Source organism: Halorientalis brevis, from assembly GCF_023077655.1.
The window spans coordinates 46,333-62,623 of sequence record NZ_JALLGV010000003.1 but is presented as its reverse complement, the minus strand read 5'-3'; the positions used below and the strand labels follow the sequence as shown (position 1 = coordinate 62,623).

The window sequence follows — 16,291 nt, the reverse complement described above, 5'->3', positions numbered from 1 at the left end:
GGATACAAAAGTTTCCAGCGCGGACCGTGTTCGCTAAGTGGCCTGCGTCCCAAGCGGCGGACATGAACTACCGCGAACTCGGTTCGTCGGGTATCGAGGTCTCAGAAGTCGGCTTCGGTGCCTGGGTCGTCGGCACGGACTGGTGGGGCGACCGCTCCCGCGACCAGGCGATCGACATGGTCCAGCACGCCCTCGAACAGGACATCAACTTCTTCGACACCGGCGACGTGTACGGCCACGGCGACTCCGAGGAACTCATCGGCGAGGCCTTAGACGAGTACCGCGACGAGGCGGTCGTCTCGACGAAGGTCGGCTACGACTTCTACAACAACCCCCAGGCCGGCCACGGCGAACTCCCCAAGCGCGTCGATCCCGAGTGGATCCGCACCGCGCTCGACCGCTCGCTCGAGAGGTTGGAGATGGACTACGTGGACATGCTGATGCTCCACAACGCCAACGTCGACGAGGTCACCCCCGACGTGCTCGAAACCCTGGACGAACTCCAGGAAGAGGGGAAAGTCGAGGCCATCGGCTGGGCGCTCGGCCCCTCGATCGGCTGGCTCGCCGAGGCCACCCAGTCCGTCGAAGACGAGTTCGACGCGGTCCAGCTCGTCTGGAACATGTTCGAGCAGGTGCCCGGCCGCCACGCCATCGAGGAGGTCCGCCGCCTCGACGCCGACACCTCCGTCCTGCCGCGCGTGCCACACTCGTCCGGACTGCTGAACGAGCAGGTCACGCCCGACACGGAACTCGGCGAAGGCGACCACCGCGCGCACCGTCCCCAGGAGTGGTACGAGACCGGCTGGGAGAAAGTCGAGAACGTCCGCTTCCTCGAACGCGACGGCGAGCGCACGATGGGCCAGGCTGCCATCCAGTACCTCCTTTCGTTCGACGAGGTCGCGACCGTCACGCCCACGTTCCGCACCACCGACGACATCGACGAGTGGGCCGGGGCACCCGACACGCCCGCGCTCTCCGAGGACGAACAGGAGCGCGTCGAGGAGCTCTACGAGGACAACTTCGGCATCGACCGCGACGACGGGATGGACGCGCTCCGCTCGTCCGTCGGCGGCGCTGACCTCGAAGACACCGGCATGAAATCCGCCGGCGACTGACGCCACCTGTCGACTTCGTTTTTGGGTAGCCAGTCCAGCCGACGCGACGGCTCCAGGAGTCAGTCACGACCAGCGGAAACTGGGGAAGAAGACGCCCCGACACCCACCGCACTGGCCCGGGAGGCCCGAATCGTGAGCACCAGGGCGCCCGTGTCACCATTTTGACGGGAAGATGATAAAGGGGACAGACCGTTCAGTTCGTTCAGTCCGTTCACCGACGCGCCGTCCGCCCTTTCACCGCCCGGGCAGTGTTTTCACGCTCTGCAACGACCAGTATGGTCCCGATTCCGCCGTGAGGTGACGGCCGTCTGTCGGGGAGATTTCCCACGAGGGTACTATCCGAGCGTTCCGATCACCGATGGGAAGACGCAGTCACAGGAACTCGCGGACGTCCGAATACCACATGTCGTGGTGGTCGGCGGCGTCGATCGCCTCGGCGATCTTGACCGCGATGGTGTGCCAGCAGAGTTGGGTGGGGTCGTCGGCGTCCAGGTTGTACTCGGCGTCGGCGCAGTTACAGGAGCCGTTCTCGACGATGTACTCGTCGTCGTAGCCGACGACCACGGTGAAATCGCGGTACTGCTTGACCCGGCGCTCGGCGACGGCGTCGATCGCTTGCGTGCCGCGCTCGCCGTGTAGCGAGATGATGCGATCGACGGCCTCGGGCGTGAGTTCGCCGGCGGCTTCGAGGGTCGCTACCCACTCCTCGACCGGGGTCACGAACATGTCGTTCGAGTAGGAGTGAGAAAAGGAGTTCGGTGCACACGGCACAGCGAACCGAGAGCGTACGGCTTAACGCACCGGGGATGCGAGAGGAGGTATGCTCGTCGAGGAGGGGAACGTCGAAGTCGATGTCCCGAGCGAGGCGACCGACGGGAAAGAGGACGGGGTGTTCTACAACCCCGAGATGGAACTCAACCGGGACGTGACGATCGCGACGCTGCGCGCCTACCGGGACGGCGACCACGGCCCGGCCGACTCGTATCTCGACGCGACGGCGGCCAGCGGCGTCCGCGGCGTGCGCGCCGCCGCCGACGGCTGGGACGTGACCACCTGTGACATCGATCCCGACGCCGTCGCGCTGGCCGAGGAGAACTTCGCGCGGAACGACCTCGCCGGCGACGTTCGCCACCAGGACGCGAACGTCCGCATGCACCAGCAGCGCTACGACGTGGTCGACGTCGACCCGTTCGGGACGCCGGTCCCCTTCGTCGAGGCCGCCAGTCGGGGGACACGCGGACTGCTCTGTGTCACCGCCACCGACACCGCGCCGCTGTGTGGCGCTCACTTCATGAGCGGCGTCCGCAAGTACGGTGCCGTCCCCCGGAACACCGAGTACCACGCCGAGATGGGGCTGCGCGTTCTCCTCTCGTCGCTCGTCCGCACGGCCGGACGCTTCGACGTGGCCGCTCGGCCGGTGTTGAGCCACGTCACCGACCACTACGCCCGGACCTACCTCAGCGTCTCGGAGGGCGCGAAGGCCGCCAACGACCTGTTCGACGAGTTGGGCTACGTCGACCACTGCCAGCACTGTCTGTTCCGGCGGGCCGACCGCGGCCTCATCGCCGACCCCATGGACGAGTGTCCGCACTGCGGCCACCACCTCCAGACCGCCGGGCCGCTGTGGCTCGGCCCGGCCCACGACGCCGCGTTCGTCGACGCAGTTCGCGAGCACGTCACCGAGGAGATGGGGACCGCCGACCGTGCGCGGGACCTGCTCGCGACCATCAGCGACGAACTCCACCGCCCGATGCACTACGACCAGCATCGGCTCTACAAGCGGTGGAACGAGTCTGCAATCGGCATGGACGAGTTCCTGGAACGGTTGCGGGACGCAGGATTCGAGGCCTCGCGGACCCACTACGGGGGGACGACGTTCAAGACGACCGCCGACGTCGCGGAGATCGCCGACGCAGTGCGGGAGTAACGAACAGGGAGAACGAAAGTAGAGACAGTCCAATGGTGGAGATCGTCGTTCCGTGGTTCCTCGCCATCCCGCTCGCCGCGTTCGGAGCGGTGTGGATCTATCGCGATGCCAGCAAGCGGAACATGGACACTGCGGATATGTGGGCCGTCGGATTCTTCATCGGGTTCTTCTTTCCACCCATTATCGGTGCCGTGCTGGTTTACGCCTATTATCTGCAAAAGCGGAACCGCGGTGGTGGGTCCGCAGACGGTGTCTCGACTCGATAAGTCCCCGTTTACAGAGATACAAGGAGAAAGCCCACGACTTCAGTCGTGGGATGAATCCGCCGCTCCGACAATCAAGCCACTCTCGATAGCAGCCAAACGGTTGGTGGAAGCACAGCTTTAAGCTAGTTCAAGCCGATAATCAGCATACAGCGAACCGATGCTTCGAGAGGTCACGACCACTGTTCGCATCCGGCTCCATTCACTCACTCAACGCAAAGAGTCCCTTCTCTCACGGGAATACAGTACGTTTCAGACTGCTGTTCAGGATGCTACCAGTGATGTGAACCTCTATTCTGCCACAAGTCAACAGGCAGACAAGGTTCGCTCGAACAAGAATCCACGAACAGACACCATGCAACCAGTCGTTCTCCGTAATGACTGCATCACCATCGAACACGACGAAGATACGGTTCTGTCCGACTGGTGGTTCAAAGTTCCCGTCTATGACCCCGACCGAGGGCAGGGGAACAGTATCTGGTGTCCAGCAATTGTCCCCGACAAAGATGAATCGCTGATGCGAGATGAGTATCTCAGTGATTCCGAACTTGTCTACAAAAACGGTGACTGGTACGTCCACCTCGTCTGTACACGGTCTGTGACCGTCAACGAGGAATACAATGACGTACTTGCCGTCGATATGGGTGCGAAGTGGATCGCTGTCAGTACCTTCTTGTCTGACCGCGATGCTGAGTTCCACGGCAAGCGTGTTCGTGACGTTCGAGAACACTACAAGCAACTCCGCAAGTCCATCGGGAACGCGAAAGTCAGACAGGGCGCTCAGGTCATCCAACGCCTTGGAGACAAAGAATCTCGAACCGTCGAAGACGCGCTCCACAAGACAGCAAACGAGATCGTCGCTCGTGCCAGAAAGCGCAACGCCGTGATCGTCTTTGGAGACATGACGGGCATTCGTTTCGACAGCGACGAAGGCCGGTACGTGAACGACAAGACCCACAAGATGCCGTTTGCGAAGATGGCGAATTTCCTCACGTACAAAGCCCATCTTGATGGACGAGAGTGTCTCCCTATCGAGGAATACGACACGTCTGTAACGTGCTGGCGATGTGGCTCACAGAACACGAACCGCGAGGTTCAGGGACGCATTGAGTGCCACAGCTGCGGTCTGGACGATAGTGCAGACAAGAACGGTGCTTCAAATATCGGTCAACGAGCCGTCGGTAAGGATATTGAAAGCCCGCTATCGACGGCGGGGGCTGTCGTGGCTCAGCCCGAAACGCAGATCAGACTCGAAGGACTCGACGATGAGATAGAATCTGCGAACTCCCCAGATGACGTGGGCCTAACCTTCAGTGAAGGAAGCCCACGAGTTCACTCGTGGGAGTAGTCACATTGTGGCTAGCGCCCGTCCGAGAGCCCGTGACCGTACTCAAGAGTTGCCCCATCTGCGGGTCGGATGGCCCGTTTACCGGCTCAAAGGAAACTGGCTGTGCGAGTCCTGTGCAGATCGCGCGCCAGACGCGCTCGCACAGACGCTGTCGCAGTAGTTCTAGAAAGCATCCGCGAGCGCCGGCGGCGCGAGCGGTTCACGCGCCCGGAGGGCGCGCCTTTTTTGGTCCAGATTTTTTCGGCGAGCGGTGCGCTTCGCGCACCCGAGCCGAAAAAAGGTGGTCTACCAGCCTTCTTCCTGGATCTCGCGGCCGATCTGGATCGTGACGGTGAGGACGTAGTGGACGATGCGGTAGACGGGGCGCAAGAGCAGGTTGAACACGCCGATGAGGCCGACGACGCCGCCGAGCGACTGGAGTTCACCGGGTGACGCGCCGATGACGAGCCCGGCGGCCGACACGATGGCGGCGATGGTCGGGCCGAGCCAGAGGCCGGAGAGATACGCGTTGTAGTCCTCGCTGAACTGCCAGGCGTAAAACAGGGTAAAGGCGAGCACGATCATCCCGACGACGACGCCCGGGGTGGCCGGCAGCCCCAGGAAACCAAGCGGAATGAGCAGGACGGCCGCGAGGATGAACACGGCCGAAATCCGGAGGATACCCCGCTCGTATTTCTCGTCCATACAACAGTATCCCACGGCGGCCCCTAATGTGTTTTCGGTGTCGGACAATTGTCGAGTCGAGTTGACGTGACGGTGGCCGGACAGCCCACGGATACTTGGGGCCGAGCACCCAAGACGACCCGTGTCACGAACCGCCGTGGTCGGGGGCGTCCCGACCCCCGGGTGGGCTGACCGGAAGATCGCAGGCGACTCCAACCGGCAACTACAACAGGAATGGCAACGATATACTTGGCAACAACCGAGTATGACCGACGAGCAAGGGGGGTCGCCGGACCCGACGGCCGGGAACCGAGACGTCACCGAGGAGCTTGCCGAACTCCGCGCGGACATGGAGGAGTTCGAGGAGGAAATCGAGGATCGAACAGTCCACCGTGACGAACTCGAAAGCGAGCTGAAACGCTACGTCCGCGGGCGCGTCCGACGGGGCCACGCCACCGGGTGGGGACCGTACCTGGTCCTGTTGTACGGGACGGTGATGACCCTGGGGGCGTTCTACTTCCTGAGCGGCGGCTGGGCCATCCTCGCGATGGTCGTCATCTGGCTCTCGACGCTCGGGCTCTACACGCTGATGGTCCTCGTGGGGATCGGCGTCACGGCCGCAGGCGTGCCCGGTCGCCTGCGTGATTTCGTCCACGACGTCCGGCAATGAGTCACGGCACCGGCGTGATCTCCGTCGTCCAGGACGTTCTGGGGCCGCTCGTCCCCGTTTTCGCGCTCGTCACCCAACTGGGCGACGTCTGGTTTCTCTTGCTGTTGCTCTCGACGCTGTTCCTCGCCGACGGACGGGTGCCCGGGTTCCACGACCGCATCGATCGGTGCGCCGTCGCCTACGTCGTCGCACTCGCGATCGGCGGCCTCGCGCTCACCGTTGGACTGAAACTCCTGATCGCGTATCCGCGCCCGCCGGCTGGGGCGGTCAACGGCGGGTGGCTTCCCGGGCCTTTGTTCGACCTTTACGTCGGCGTGACGGCCGCCGAGGGGTACGGCTTTCCCAGTGGGCACGCGTTCGGCGCCACGGTGGTGTACGGTGGCCTCGCGCTCGTCTACGGTGACTCGGTCTCGCGACGACGACTGCTCGGTGCGGGCGTCCTCGCCGGGATCGTGGGCTTTTCCCGCGTCGCCATCGGCGTCCACCACCTGCTCTCAGTCCTGGGCGGGTTCGGGCTGGGCGTGGCGTACCTGGCGCTCGCGACGAAGGCGACGGACAACGGGCGGCAGGTCGGGATCGCCTTCCTGCTGGCCGTCCTCGCCGGCGTCTTCGCGCTGTTCGCCGGCGGCTACGAGCGCGACCCGGTCATCGCGCTCGGGATGGCGCTGGGCGGCCGCCTCACCTGGCAGGTGGCCGGCGACCGCATCGCAGCCGCGTCGCTCTCGGCGCGGGAGCGCGGGCTGCTCGTCGTGGGCGGTCTGACCGTGATCGGCGGGCTGTTCGTCGGGATGGAGGTCCTCGAACCGGCGTTACCGATCACCTTCCTGCTGTCGGCTGCCATCGTCGCGACGCTGCTGGTGCTCCCGGTCGTGGCGGACGAAAGAAAGCGGTAGTCGAAGTCAGAACGTCTCGAGGTAGCGGTCGAGTTCCCACTCGGAGACGTCGACGAGGTACTCCTTGTACTCCTGGCGCTTGGCTTCGACGAACTTCTCGCCGATGTGCTCGCCCAGCGCGTTGTAGATGTCCTCGTCTGCTTCGAGGGCGTCGACGGCCTCGCCGAGGTTCTCCGGCAGCGTGTCGATGCCGTACTCGGCGCGTTTCTCCTCGTCGAAGTCGTAGATGTTCTCCCGAACGGGGTCGGGCGACTCGATGCCCTTCTCGATACCGTCGAGACCGGCGTGGATCATGACGGCGAGCGCGAGGTAGGGGTTACACGACGGGTCTGGCGAGCGCAGCTCGACGCGGGAGGCGGCCGGGATGCGCGCGGCCGGCTTGCGGATGAGCGCCGAGCGGTTGCGGTCGGACCAGGCGACGTAGACGGGCGCCTCGTAGCCCGGCACCAGGCGCTTGTATGAGTTCACGGTCGGGTTGCAGATGGCCGTGATGGCCGGAGCGTGGTCGAGCATCCCGCCGAGGAACTGCTTTGCCGTCTCGCTCAGGTTGAACTCGTCGTCCTCGTCGTGGAACGCGTTCTCGCCGTCCTCGGTGAACAGCGAGAGGTGCGTGTGCATGCCCGAGCCGTTGATCTTCGGGATCGGCTTGGGCATGAACGTCGCGTGCAGGTCGTGCTCTGCGGCGATGGCGCGGACGACCGTCCGGAAGGTCCCGACGTTGTCGGCGGTCGTGAGCGCGTCGTCGTACTCGAAGTTAATCTCGTGCTGGCCCTGGGCGACCTCGTGGTGGCTGGCCTCGATCTCGAAGCCCATGTCCTCCAGGCCGTAGATGATGTCACGGCGCACGTCGGAGGCGAGGTCCTTCGGCGCGAGGTCGAAGTAACCGCCGGCGTCGTTCGTCTTGGTCGTGGCGCGGCCGTCTTCGTCTTCCTCGAACAGGAAGAACTCCGGCTCGGGGGCGGCGTTGACCTGATACCCCATGTCCTCGGCGCGCTGGATGGCCTGCTTCAGCACGTAGCGGGGGTCGCCCTCGAAGGGCTCGCCGGTCGAGGTGTTGATGACGTCACAGATGAGGCGTGCACTGGCGTGTTCCTCCGAGTTCTTCCACGGGAGGACGGAGAACGTGTTGGCGTCGGGGACGAGGCGCATGTCCGACTCCTGAATGCGAACGAAGCCCTCGATAGAAGAACCGTCGAAGTAGATACCCTCGGCGAACGCCTTTTCGGCCTGCTCCGCCGGAATAGAGACGTTCTTCACGGTGCCGAGAATATCAGTGAACTGCAACCGCAGGAAATCGACGTTTTTCTCCTCGATTTCGTCGAGGACCTCCTGTGCCTCCGCAGTGAGACCGCCGTCAGCTTTTACGTTCGGGTTTGTCATCTTTCTCGTCACCGGAAAGCTATACCCCAAATATAAAAACCCTATTGATTTGCGCAAAGCTCACGACTCGCTCCGAGGAATTGGATATTCGTAAAATTCTAATGCCCCCAGCGAGTTTGTGAACGTAATGACGTACGAAAATCTCGACCGGAAGTTAGTAAATGCCCTGCTCGGCGACGGACGCGCCAGTCTTCGAAGTCTCGCCGAGGACCTCGACGTCTCGGTCACGACCGTCTCGAACCACCTCAAAGACCTCGAAGAACAGGGGATCATCAACGGGTACACCCCCAAGCTGGATTACGACGCGCTCGGCTACGACGTGACCGCGGTCGTCCAGCTCAAAGTCGAGGGATCGGCGCTCCCCGAGGTCACGGAGAGCCTCAAACAGCACAAACAGATGATCTCGGTGTACGAGGTCACCGGTGACTACGACATCATCGCCATCGGCAAGTTCACCGACACCGACGGGATGAACAACCAGATCAAAGAACTGCTCGTCGACCCGCAGATCAAAGAGTCCAACACCAGCGTCGTCCTCAACGCCGCCAGCGAACACGAACAGTTCGACCTCGACGTGGAGTAACGCGCCCCGCGCGGTGCGCTCTTTTCCGACCGCCAGCCCCGCCAGCGCCGTGAGTGCCGTCGATGGCGCGAGCGACGGGGCGGCCGAAGTCACCCCGACACTGGCCAGACTCACTGCTCGGGGGCGGCGTCGTCGGTGTGGACGGCGAGGACGGGGTGCGTCGTCGTTCGAATCGTCCGCTCCGTCACGCTTCCCAGAACGCGTCGCGAGAGGCCCGTGCGGCCGTGCGTCCCCATCACCACGAGATCGACGTCGGCGTCGGTGGCGTACGAGTCGATGACGGCACTCGGCGCCCCGCTCGCGATCTCGGTCACCGGTTCGCGACCGGTCGTCTCGACGATGCGGTCCCTGGCGTCGGCGACGGCGGCGCGCCCGTGGTCGGCGTCGCCGGCGTGCAGGACGTGGGGCGTGGCGTCGAAGGCGTCTGCGAGCGCGATCGCGTGTTCGAGGGCAGCGTCCGCGTACTCGCTCCCGTCCGTCGGGACGAGCACGTCGTCGTAGGCGACCGACTGACACTCCCCGTGGACGGTGAGTACCGGTGCGGTGACGGTCCTGACCGTCCGCTCGGTGACGCTGCCGAGGAGGTGACGCCAGGGACCGGTCCGGCCGTGCGTCCCCATCACCACGAGGTCGATGCCGTGTGCCTCGACGAACTCGGTGATGATCTCGTGGGGCGTTCCCTGCCGCGTGTGCTGTTCGACGTCGACCGAGGGGTCGATGTCGGCGATGGCGGCCGTGGCCTCGCTGGCGCGGTCGAAGAACGTCTCGCGCTCGCGGTCGACGAGGTCGGAGACGTCACCGACGCTGCCGCTCGCGTATTCCATCGGGTCGACGACCGAGAGCGCGTGGACGGTCGCCCCGAAGGCGTCCGCCACCGTCATCGCGTGTGCGGCCGCCCCGCGTGCGCAGTCACTGCCGTCCGTCGGAACGAGGATGTTGTCGTACATTGCTAATCACTTCCCATCGAGTCGGTCGGCGCGGTCGGCTGTGCGTTCGCCTTCCCACCGGCCAGCCCGGTGACGGTCAGCGCCGCGGGCAACACGACGAAGGCCGTCAGGAGCGAGAAACCGATGGCGAGCACGGTGGTCTTGCCGAAGTTCGCGAGCACCGGGAACCGGGAGACCATGAGCACGCCGAACCCGAAGATCGTGGTGAAGCTCGACCCGATGATCGGCCGGGAGAGCTTGGCCACGGCGGTCGCGGCGGCGGTACGCGGCGAGAGCCCGCGCTCGTGGACCTCCTGTTCGTACCGCTCGAAGATGTGGATCCCGTAGTCCACGCCGATGCCCAGCGTCAGCGACGACATCGTGATCGTGAGCGGGTTCCACGGGATGCCGAACAGGTACATCGCGCCCGTCACGAGCAGCGCCGCGCTCCCGGCGACGCTGGCGATCAGCGTGACCGAGATCCGCCAGGACAGGAACGCGAACGTCAGGAACAGCAGGCCCAGCGAGAACGACAGCAGCGTCATCGGCGTGAGGCCGGCGGTGACGTTCTCGATGACGTTCCGGTTGAGGACCGGCTTCCCGGTGATCCGGACGTCGGCCGACGCCGGCAGCGCGGTCTCGGCGGTCTGCTCGTGTTGGGTGATGAGCGTCCGGACGGCCGGTCCCTCGATGTCGTCGGTGTACACGGACAGCACGACCCGGTTCGGGTGGCGCTCCGAGAGCGTGAGTCCCGAGTCGTCGGGTTCCTCGACGCGGTCGAGGAGGCGATCGAACTCCTGTTGACTGTCCGGGGCGGTGCCGCCGCTGGCGGCGCTGACCTGCGTGACCGGACTCTGTATCGTGTTGACTCGGTCGTTCTCCAGCATGAGCCGCTGGTAAGTCGCGAGGTCGCGGAACATCGCCGGCGTGTACGCCTGGTCGCTCTCGACGATGACGTAGATGACGTTGGGGCTGTCGACGGTGTCCGAGAGCCGTTCCATGTCGTTTTTCGCGTCCAGCTCCTGGGGCCAGAAGTCCATCATCTCCTGTTTGGGCTCGACCTGGGGATACGCGTACGCGCCCCCGGAGACGAGCAACACGGCGAGCAGCAGCGTCACGAACGGCCGACCGCCGGAGAAGCCGGTCGTGAAGCGGTAGACGGCCTGTTCGAGCCAGTCGCCGGAGTCGCCGTCGTCGACGGACCCCACCGTGCCGTGGTCGTCGCGGTCGTACCGGACCAGCAACGCGGGCAGGAGCGTCACGGACAGCGCCATCGCCGCGAGCACGGCGATCGCGCTGACGACGCCGAACTGCCGGACGGGCGGGACCGCCGACACCAGCAGCGAGCCGAGGCCGACGACCGTCGTCCCCATCGCGATGAGGAGCGCGCGACCGGTCGTTCGGGTGGCCATCCCGGCGGCCGCGACGGGGTCGCTGCCGGCGCGGCGCTCTTCGATGTACCGGGAGTGGATCTGGAGGGTGTAGTCGATCCCCAGCCCGAGCGCGATCGGCATCACGCCGAGCATGATGGCGTTGAAGTCGTAACCCAGCACGCCCATCGCGCCCATCATGTACAGCAGCGCGGACATCGCGGTCATCAGCGGGAGCAGCACGTGCCAGCCGCGCTCGGCCTTCTGCCGCATCACGAGGTAGACGACGCCGAAGATGAGCGCGAACGCGCCCGCGAACAGCGTGATCATCTCGGGGAGCATCAGCCCGAACGCGGCGTTCTCGAACACCGGTTGACCGGTGATCGTCACGGACAGCCCCGGGGGCGTCCTGGCGAGGTCCGTCTCGGCCTGGAGTTCGGTGTAGACGATGTCGGCGCCCCGCTGCGGGAGGAAGTTCCCGCGGTCGAACGTCTGGACCTCGCCGTAGCCGACCAGCAGCACCGTCGTCCCCTGTTCGGGGACGAGCTGGTCGAGTTGCGCGGCCGCCGTGGGGCTGGACTCGCGGACGCGATCGAGCGAGCGACGGACGCCGGCCTCGGTGTCGGGAATCTCGCCGCCGTTCCCGCGGCGGACGAGGTCGGCGAACGACGTCACCTGCCGGACGGAGTCGACGTTGTCAGCGTACCTGCGATCGAGGCGGTCGATCGCGCGCACCGTTTCGGGGTCGTACAGCCGGTCGGACTCGACGACGACGAAGACGTTGTTTCCGGTGTCGAACTCGTCTTTGAGCGTCTCCCAGTTGTGGATCGTCCGGGAGTCGTCGTCGACGTACAGCGTCATCCCCATGCTCATCTGGACGCCCGACAGCCCGATGCCGAGCGAGAGGAGCGCCGTCACGGCGACGACCGCGAACACCTGCCGCTGGTTCTCCGCGGCGTACCGGCCAGTCGACTCGAGCGCGTCACGGACGCGCCGTCCGAACTCGGTCGGCATCTTACCTGATCCGGGACAGCAGGTCGGTTCTGTAGGCGATGCCGAACATCAGCGCGAGCGGCAGGAGGGCAACGAGCGCGCCGGCCCCGCCGGCGAAGCCGGTGATCGCGCCGACGGTGAACCCGCCGCTGGACTCGGCGACGGTGACCGGCGCGGACTGGACGTCCGTGACGACGGTTTCGCCGAACTGGTTGTCGTACTTGACGCTCATGTCGAGCGTGTAGGACTTGGGGGTCGCAGCGCCGTCGGTGCTAACCGTAAAGGAAACCGTCGTCGTCTCGTTCGGTTCGAGCGTGCCGACGTACGCGGTGTCGTCGTCGGTCTCGAACGGCGAGTTCGTGTTGATGCGTGCGACTGCGTCAGTGAAGGTGCCGCCGCCCGTGTTCCGGATCGTGTACGTGAGGGTGGTGGTCGATCCGGCCTCGGTCTCGGCGACGTCGGTCACGGTGAAGTCCGTCTCCGGCCCCACGGCGACGTCGACGGACTCGTCGTCGTCCGCGACGCGGTTCCCGTAGCTGTCCTGGTGGACGACGGTGACCGGAACCGAGTAGGTCTCGGGCAGCGCCTGGTCGGCCACTTCGAGCCGGTACGTCGCAGTCGTCGATTCACCGGGAGCCAGATCGCCGAGGCTGACGCTGTTGGAAACCGGCGAGAACGGTCCCGTCGACGCGATCTTCGCGCGAGCGTTCGTTGCCGTGCGGTCACCGGTGTTCGTCACCTCGACAGCGACCGCACCCGTCGACCCGACGTACAGCGCCTCGCTCCGGGCCGAGAGCTCGTACGCCGGACCGTTCCCGATCTTGACTCGGCCAGTTTCGACGTCGGACTGCCGGGCGCGGCCGTTCTCGTCCTTGTAGCTCAGTTGGAAGTCAGTCGCGTACTGTCCCGGCGTGTCCGCGTCAGCGACCGCGGCCTGGAAGGAGGCCGTCGCGGTCTCGCCCGGCTGGAGCGTGCCGAGGCCGACGCCGTTCGTCCGCGGCTGCACGTACTCGGTTCCGACCATGTTCAGCGTTGCGTCGCGGGCCGCTTCGGTCCCGCTGTTCTGAACGGTCACCTCGATCCGGCCGTTGGCCTGTTCGTAGAGCCCGTTGCCGGTGGCCTCCTGGATCGACAGCTGTGCGGTCTCTTCGATCTCGACGGTGATCGTCTTCTCGACCGTCACCGTCTCCCGGTCGATGGCGTAGTCGTCGACGGCGGTGACGACCGTGTCCCCCTGATCGTTGACCCACGCGTCGACGTTGTCGACGTACGTGTAGTTCATCGTCACCGGAACCTGGTACGTCCCGGGCGCTGCGTCCTCGTCGACTTCGACCGTGACGCTGGTCATCTGCTTCCCGCGCGGCCGGATGTCACCGACGTTCCGGCGCCCCGTCTTGATCTCGATCGGTGCTTCGCCGGCGTGGAACTCGACGGTCGTCCCGCCGGCAGACCCAAGTCGGATCCCCTGGGTCTGGATCACCGACTGGAGGTCTCTGACGTCACCGGTGAGTTCGATCGACTGGTCGGGTTGGTTCTGCAACGCGATGGGCAACGTCGTCGTCTCCCCCGGTTCGAGCGTGTTGTCGGCCTCGATCGTCGGCGTCACGACCGGCTCCGACACGTCGTCGTACCCGTACGCAGCCGCCGGAACCGTCCACGCCGCTGCCCCGACGAGCAACATCACTGTGATGATCGCCACCTTGCCGAACTCTGCGGTGAGTCTGTTTTGCATCTTGTTCGCAATATTGTGGATAGTATACTTAAGTGTAATGGAACCAGAACACATCTAATCGGTATTTAGAGGTTTGAATTTATGGATTGGCTCATTCTGCCGAGGCCTCGAGTTAATAGAATTGTCCAAGCCATCCAATACACCACCCGGGGTACCGGTTATCGACCCCGACCGGCGTCGGCTTGCCCCACGTGCGGTTCGGAATAGCACACCAGTCGCGCATCCAGTTCCGAACGCTTTTGACTGACCAGTCAGTTAGTTACTTCCATCCCCTCCATGTCTGACGACGTTTCTACCGAGATCATGACGGCGACGTACCGTGCCCTCTGCGAGCACGGGTACGCCGAGTTGACGATGCAGGACATCGCAGACGAGACGGACAAGAGCAAAGCGTCGCTGCACTACCACTACGACAGCAAGCACGACCTGCTCGTGGCGTTTCTCGACTATCTCTTCGAGGAGTTCACCGACCGCGTGTCCGACCCGGCCGGCGAGACGCCCGCCGAGCGCCTCGACGCGTTCGTCGAGAGCGTGCTCTCGCCGCCGACCGAGGACGACGACGAGCGCGTGGCGTTCAAAACGGCGATTCTCGAACTGAAGGCCCAGGCACCCTACGACGACGACATCCGCGAGCGGCTGGAAGCGTTCGACGCGTTCGTCTTCGAGCGCGTCCGCGAGTACATCACAGCCGGCATCGAGGCCGGCGAGTTCCGCACGGTCGACCCCGCTGACACTGCCCGGTTCATCGTGACCACGCTGGACGGCGCACAGACCAAGCAGGTCGCCGTCGGCCAGGACATCGACTGCACCCGGCGGATGCTCCGTGCGTACGTCGACACGCACCTCGTGTCCGAGGACTGTGCTGGTGAGAACGGTCGACTCGACGGCCCAACGGAGGTGACGCCGGAATGAGCGTCCGCGAGCGTCTCGGCAGTCTGTTCAAGGGCCAGGAGGAACTGGACCTGACGAGCGGCGAGATCGCCAAACCGCTCTTTTTCCTCTCCTTTCCCATCATCATCACGAACCTGTTGCAGGTGATGTACAACCTGGCCGACACCTTCTGGCTGGGGCAGTTCGACTCGCCGCAGCCGCTGGCGGCGATCACCTTCGGGTTCCCGCTCGTGTTCCTGCTCATCTCCCTGGGGATGGGACTCGCGGTGGCGGGCAGCGTGCTCGTCGCGCAGTTCACCGGCGCGGACGAGCCTCGGAAGGCAGAGTACGCCGCCTCCCAGACGGTGACGTTCGCGTTCCTCGCGTCGGCGCTGCTGGGCGTCCTCGGCTACTTCGCCGTCGAGGAGTTTCTCGCACTGCTGGGCGCGAAAGGACGGGTGCTCCTGTTGGCGACCGAGTACATGGAAGTCGTCGCGCTGGGGCTGCCGTTCATGTTCGGCTTCTTCGTGTTCATCTCGCTGATGCGCGGGGCCGGCGACACCATCACGCCGATGCTGGTGATGTTCGGCACCGTCGTGTTGAACATCGCGCTGGACCCGTTCCTCATCTTCGGCTGGGGGCCGTTCCCAGCGCTGGGCGTGCAGGGCGCAGCAGTCGCCACCGTCTTCTCGCGCGGGCTCGCGATGGTCGTCGGGATGGCGATCATGCTCGCCGGAACCAGAGGCGTCCGCATCCGACCGGGCGAGATGGTGCCGGACCTCGAATACGTCCAGCGCCTGCTCCGCATCGGCGTGCCGGCGTCCGTCGAAGGGACCGGCCGCGCGCTGTCGGTCAACGCCCTGCTCTTTATCGTCGCGACGTTCTCGGTGACCGTCGAGGCGGCGTTCGGCGTCGGCGTCCGCGTGTTCTCGCTGATCTTCATGCCCGCCATCGCCGTCGACCGCGGCGTCGAGACGATGACCGGCCAGAACATCGGGGCCGGGAAACCCGACCGCGCCGCCGCCGCGAATCACTTCGCGGCGAAGGCCTCGTTCGCGATTCTCGCGCTTCTCGGCGTCGTCATCTTCGCGGCCGCGCCCGCGGTCATGGACCTGTTCACCGACGAGCCCGGCGTGATCCGCGAGGGCGCGACGTTCCTCCGATGGGTCGCGCCGACCTTCGGGTTCATCGGCGTCGTCCGCGCCTACTCCGGCGGCTTCCGCGGGGCCGGGAAGACGCTGACCGCCGCCGCCGTCTCGATCACGATGCTGGCGGTCATCCGCCTGCCTGTCGCGTGGTTCGCCTCGCGCGGCCTCGCGCCCGAGGGCTACTGGTTCCTCTCGACGCCCAGTCCGACGGGGATCTGGATGGCCTTCGCGGTGTCGAACGTCGCCGCGGCCGTCATCGCGTTCCTCTGGTTCGAGCGCGGCACCTGGCGGAAGGCAGACCTCACCGAAGAGGACGTGGGTTCCGGGGCGGAGGACGTCGGTGAGGCGAGTCCGACCGACGACTGAGCGGTGAGGCTGCGAGTCGAACCGCGGGAGGCGGGAGCAGACCG

General features: G+C 65.2%; 15 protein-coding genes. 9 read left to right on the top strand and 6 right to left on the bottom strand.

The features are described 5' to 3' along the window. The first annotated feature begins 62 nt into the window (after nucleotides 1-62). Entirely contained in the window at nucleotides 63-1,115 is a 1,053-nt protein-coding gene (locus tag MU553_RS05765) for an aldo/keto reductase (protein ID WP_247376640.1), read from the top strand. Between the two features lie 372 nt (nucleotides 1,116-1,487). Here MU553_RS05765 and MU553_RS05760 read toward each other — a convergent pair whose 3' ends face one another. Further along, nucleotides 1,488-1,841, bottom strand: a complete 354-nt coding sequence (locus MU553_RS05760) for a hypothetical protein (protein WP_247376639.1) — start codon at nucleotides 1,839-1,841, stop codon at nucleotides 1,488-1,490. A 94-nt stretch (nucleotides 1,842-1,935) separates the two neighbouring features. Here MU553_RS05760 and MU553_RS05755 point away from each other — a divergent pair, with 94 nt between their 5' ends. From MU553_RS05755 to MU553_RS05745, 3 genes are all read left to right on the top strand, one after another. After that, nucleotides 1,936-3,042: a tRNA (guanine(26)-N(2))-dimethyltransferase gene (locus MU553_RS05755; protein WP_247376637.1), complete on the top strand. Its 1,107-nt coding sequence runs from the start codon at nucleotides 1,936-1,938 to the stop codon at nucleotides 3,040-3,042. Nucleotides 3,043-3,074: 32 nt separating this feature from the next. Next, nucleotides 3,075-3,308, top strand: a complete 234-nt coding sequence (locus tag MU553_RS05750; RefSeq protein ID WP_247376635.1) for a hypothetical protein — start codon at nucleotides 3,075-3,077, stop codon at nucleotides 3,306-3,308. A gap of 157 nt (nucleotides 3,309-3,465) precedes the next feature. Beyond that, nucleotides 3,466-4,653: an RNA-guided endonuclease InsQ/TnpB family protein gene (locus MU553_RS05745; RefSeq protein WP_247376632.1), complete on the top strand. Its 1,188-nt coding sequence runs from the start codon at nucleotides 3,466-3,468 to the stop codon at nucleotides 4,651-4,653. A 285-nt stretch (nucleotides 4,654-4,938) separates the two neighbouring features. On the opposite strand, the gene MU553_RS05740 is transcribed toward MU553_RS05745, so the two are convergent. After that, the gene (locus tag MU553_RS05740) at nucleotides 4,939-5,337 is read right to left on the bottom strand and encodes a hypothetical protein (RefSeq protein ID WP_247376631.1); all 399 of its coding nucleotides are present in this window, start codon (nucleotides 5,335-5,337) and stop codon (nucleotides 4,939-4,941) included. Between the two features lie 244 nt (nucleotides 5,338-5,581). On the opposite strand from MU553_RS05740, the gene MU553_RS05735 reads away from it, so the two are divergent. Continuing rightward, nucleotides 5,582-5,986 (top strand): hypothetical protein, encoded by a 405-nt coding sequence (locus MU553_RS05735; RefSeq protein WP_379813773.1) that lies wholly within the window; start codon nucleotides 5,582-5,584, stop codon nucleotides 5,984-5,986. After that, a complete protein-coding gene (locus MU553_RS05730) occupies nucleotides 5,983-6,879 on the top strand; it encodes a phosphatase PAP2 family protein (RefSeq protein WP_247376629.1) in 897 nt (298 codons plus the stop codon). Before MU553_RS05735 ends, MU553_RS05730 begins: the two co-directional genes overlap by 4 nt. Nucleotides 6,880-6,885: 6 nt before the next feature. On the opposite strand, the gene glnA is transcribed toward MU553_RS05730, so the two are convergent. Continuing rightward, a complete protein-coding gene (glnA, locus tag MU553_RS05725) occupies nucleotides 6,886-8,259 on the bottom strand; it encodes a type I glutamate--ammonia ligase (RefSeq protein WP_247376627.1) in 1,374 nt (457 codons plus the stop codon). A gap of 127 nt (nucleotides 8,260-8,386) precedes the next feature. On the opposite strand from glnA, the gene lrp reads away from it, so the two are divergent. Then, nucleotides 8,387-8,842 (top strand): HTH-type transcriptional regulator Lrp, encoded by a 456-nt coding sequence (lrp, locus tag MU553_RS05720; RefSeq protein ID WP_247376626.1) that lies wholly within the window; start codon nucleotides 8,387-8,389, stop codon nucleotides 8,840-8,842. A gap of 110 nt (nucleotides 8,843-8,952) precedes the next feature. Here the strand turns inward: lrp and MU553_RS05715 are convergent, their stop codons facing one another. From MU553_RS05715 to MU553_RS05705, 3 genes are read right to left on the bottom strand one after another with little or no spacing between them, the layout of a single operon-like run. Further along, nucleotides 8,953-9,789 (bottom strand): universal stress protein, encoded by an 837-nt coding sequence (locus tag MU553_RS05715; protein WP_247376624.1) that lies wholly within the window; start codon nucleotides 9,787-9,789, stop codon nucleotides 8,953-8,955. A 2-nt stretch (nucleotides 9,790-9,791) separates the two neighbouring features. Beyond that, nucleotides 9,792-12,152: an efflux RND transporter permease subunit gene (locus MU553_RS05710; RefSeq protein ID WP_247376623.1), complete on the bottom strand. Its 2,361-nt coding sequence runs from the start codon at nucleotides 12,150-12,152 to the stop codon at nucleotides 9,792-9,794. A 1-nt stretch (nucleotide 12,153) separates the two neighbouring features. Further along, nucleotides 12,154-13,863 (bottom strand): COG1361 S-layer family protein, encoded by a 1,710-nt coding sequence (locus tag MU553_RS05705; RefSeq protein WP_247376620.1) that lies wholly within the window; start codon nucleotides 13,861-13,863, stop codon nucleotides 12,154-12,156. Between the two features lie 276 nt (nucleotides 13,864-14,139). Between MU553_RS05705 and MU553_RS05700 the strand changes: the two genes are divergently transcribed. Next, complete coding sequence (locus MU553_RS05700; RefSeq protein WP_247376618.1) at nucleotides 14,140-14,775, top strand: TetR/AcrR family transcriptional regulator; 636 nt, start codon at nucleotides 14,140-14,142, stop codon at nucleotides 14,773-14,775. Further along, entirely contained in the window at nucleotides 14,772-16,247 is a 1,476-nt protein-coding gene (locus tag MU553_RS05695) for an MATE family efflux transporter (RefSeq protein ID WP_247376617.1), read from the top strand. The genes MU553_RS05700 and MU553_RS05695 overlap by 4 nt, the downstream gene beginning before the upstream one ends. The last annotated feature ends 44 nt before the right edge of the window (nucleotides 16,248-16,291 follow it).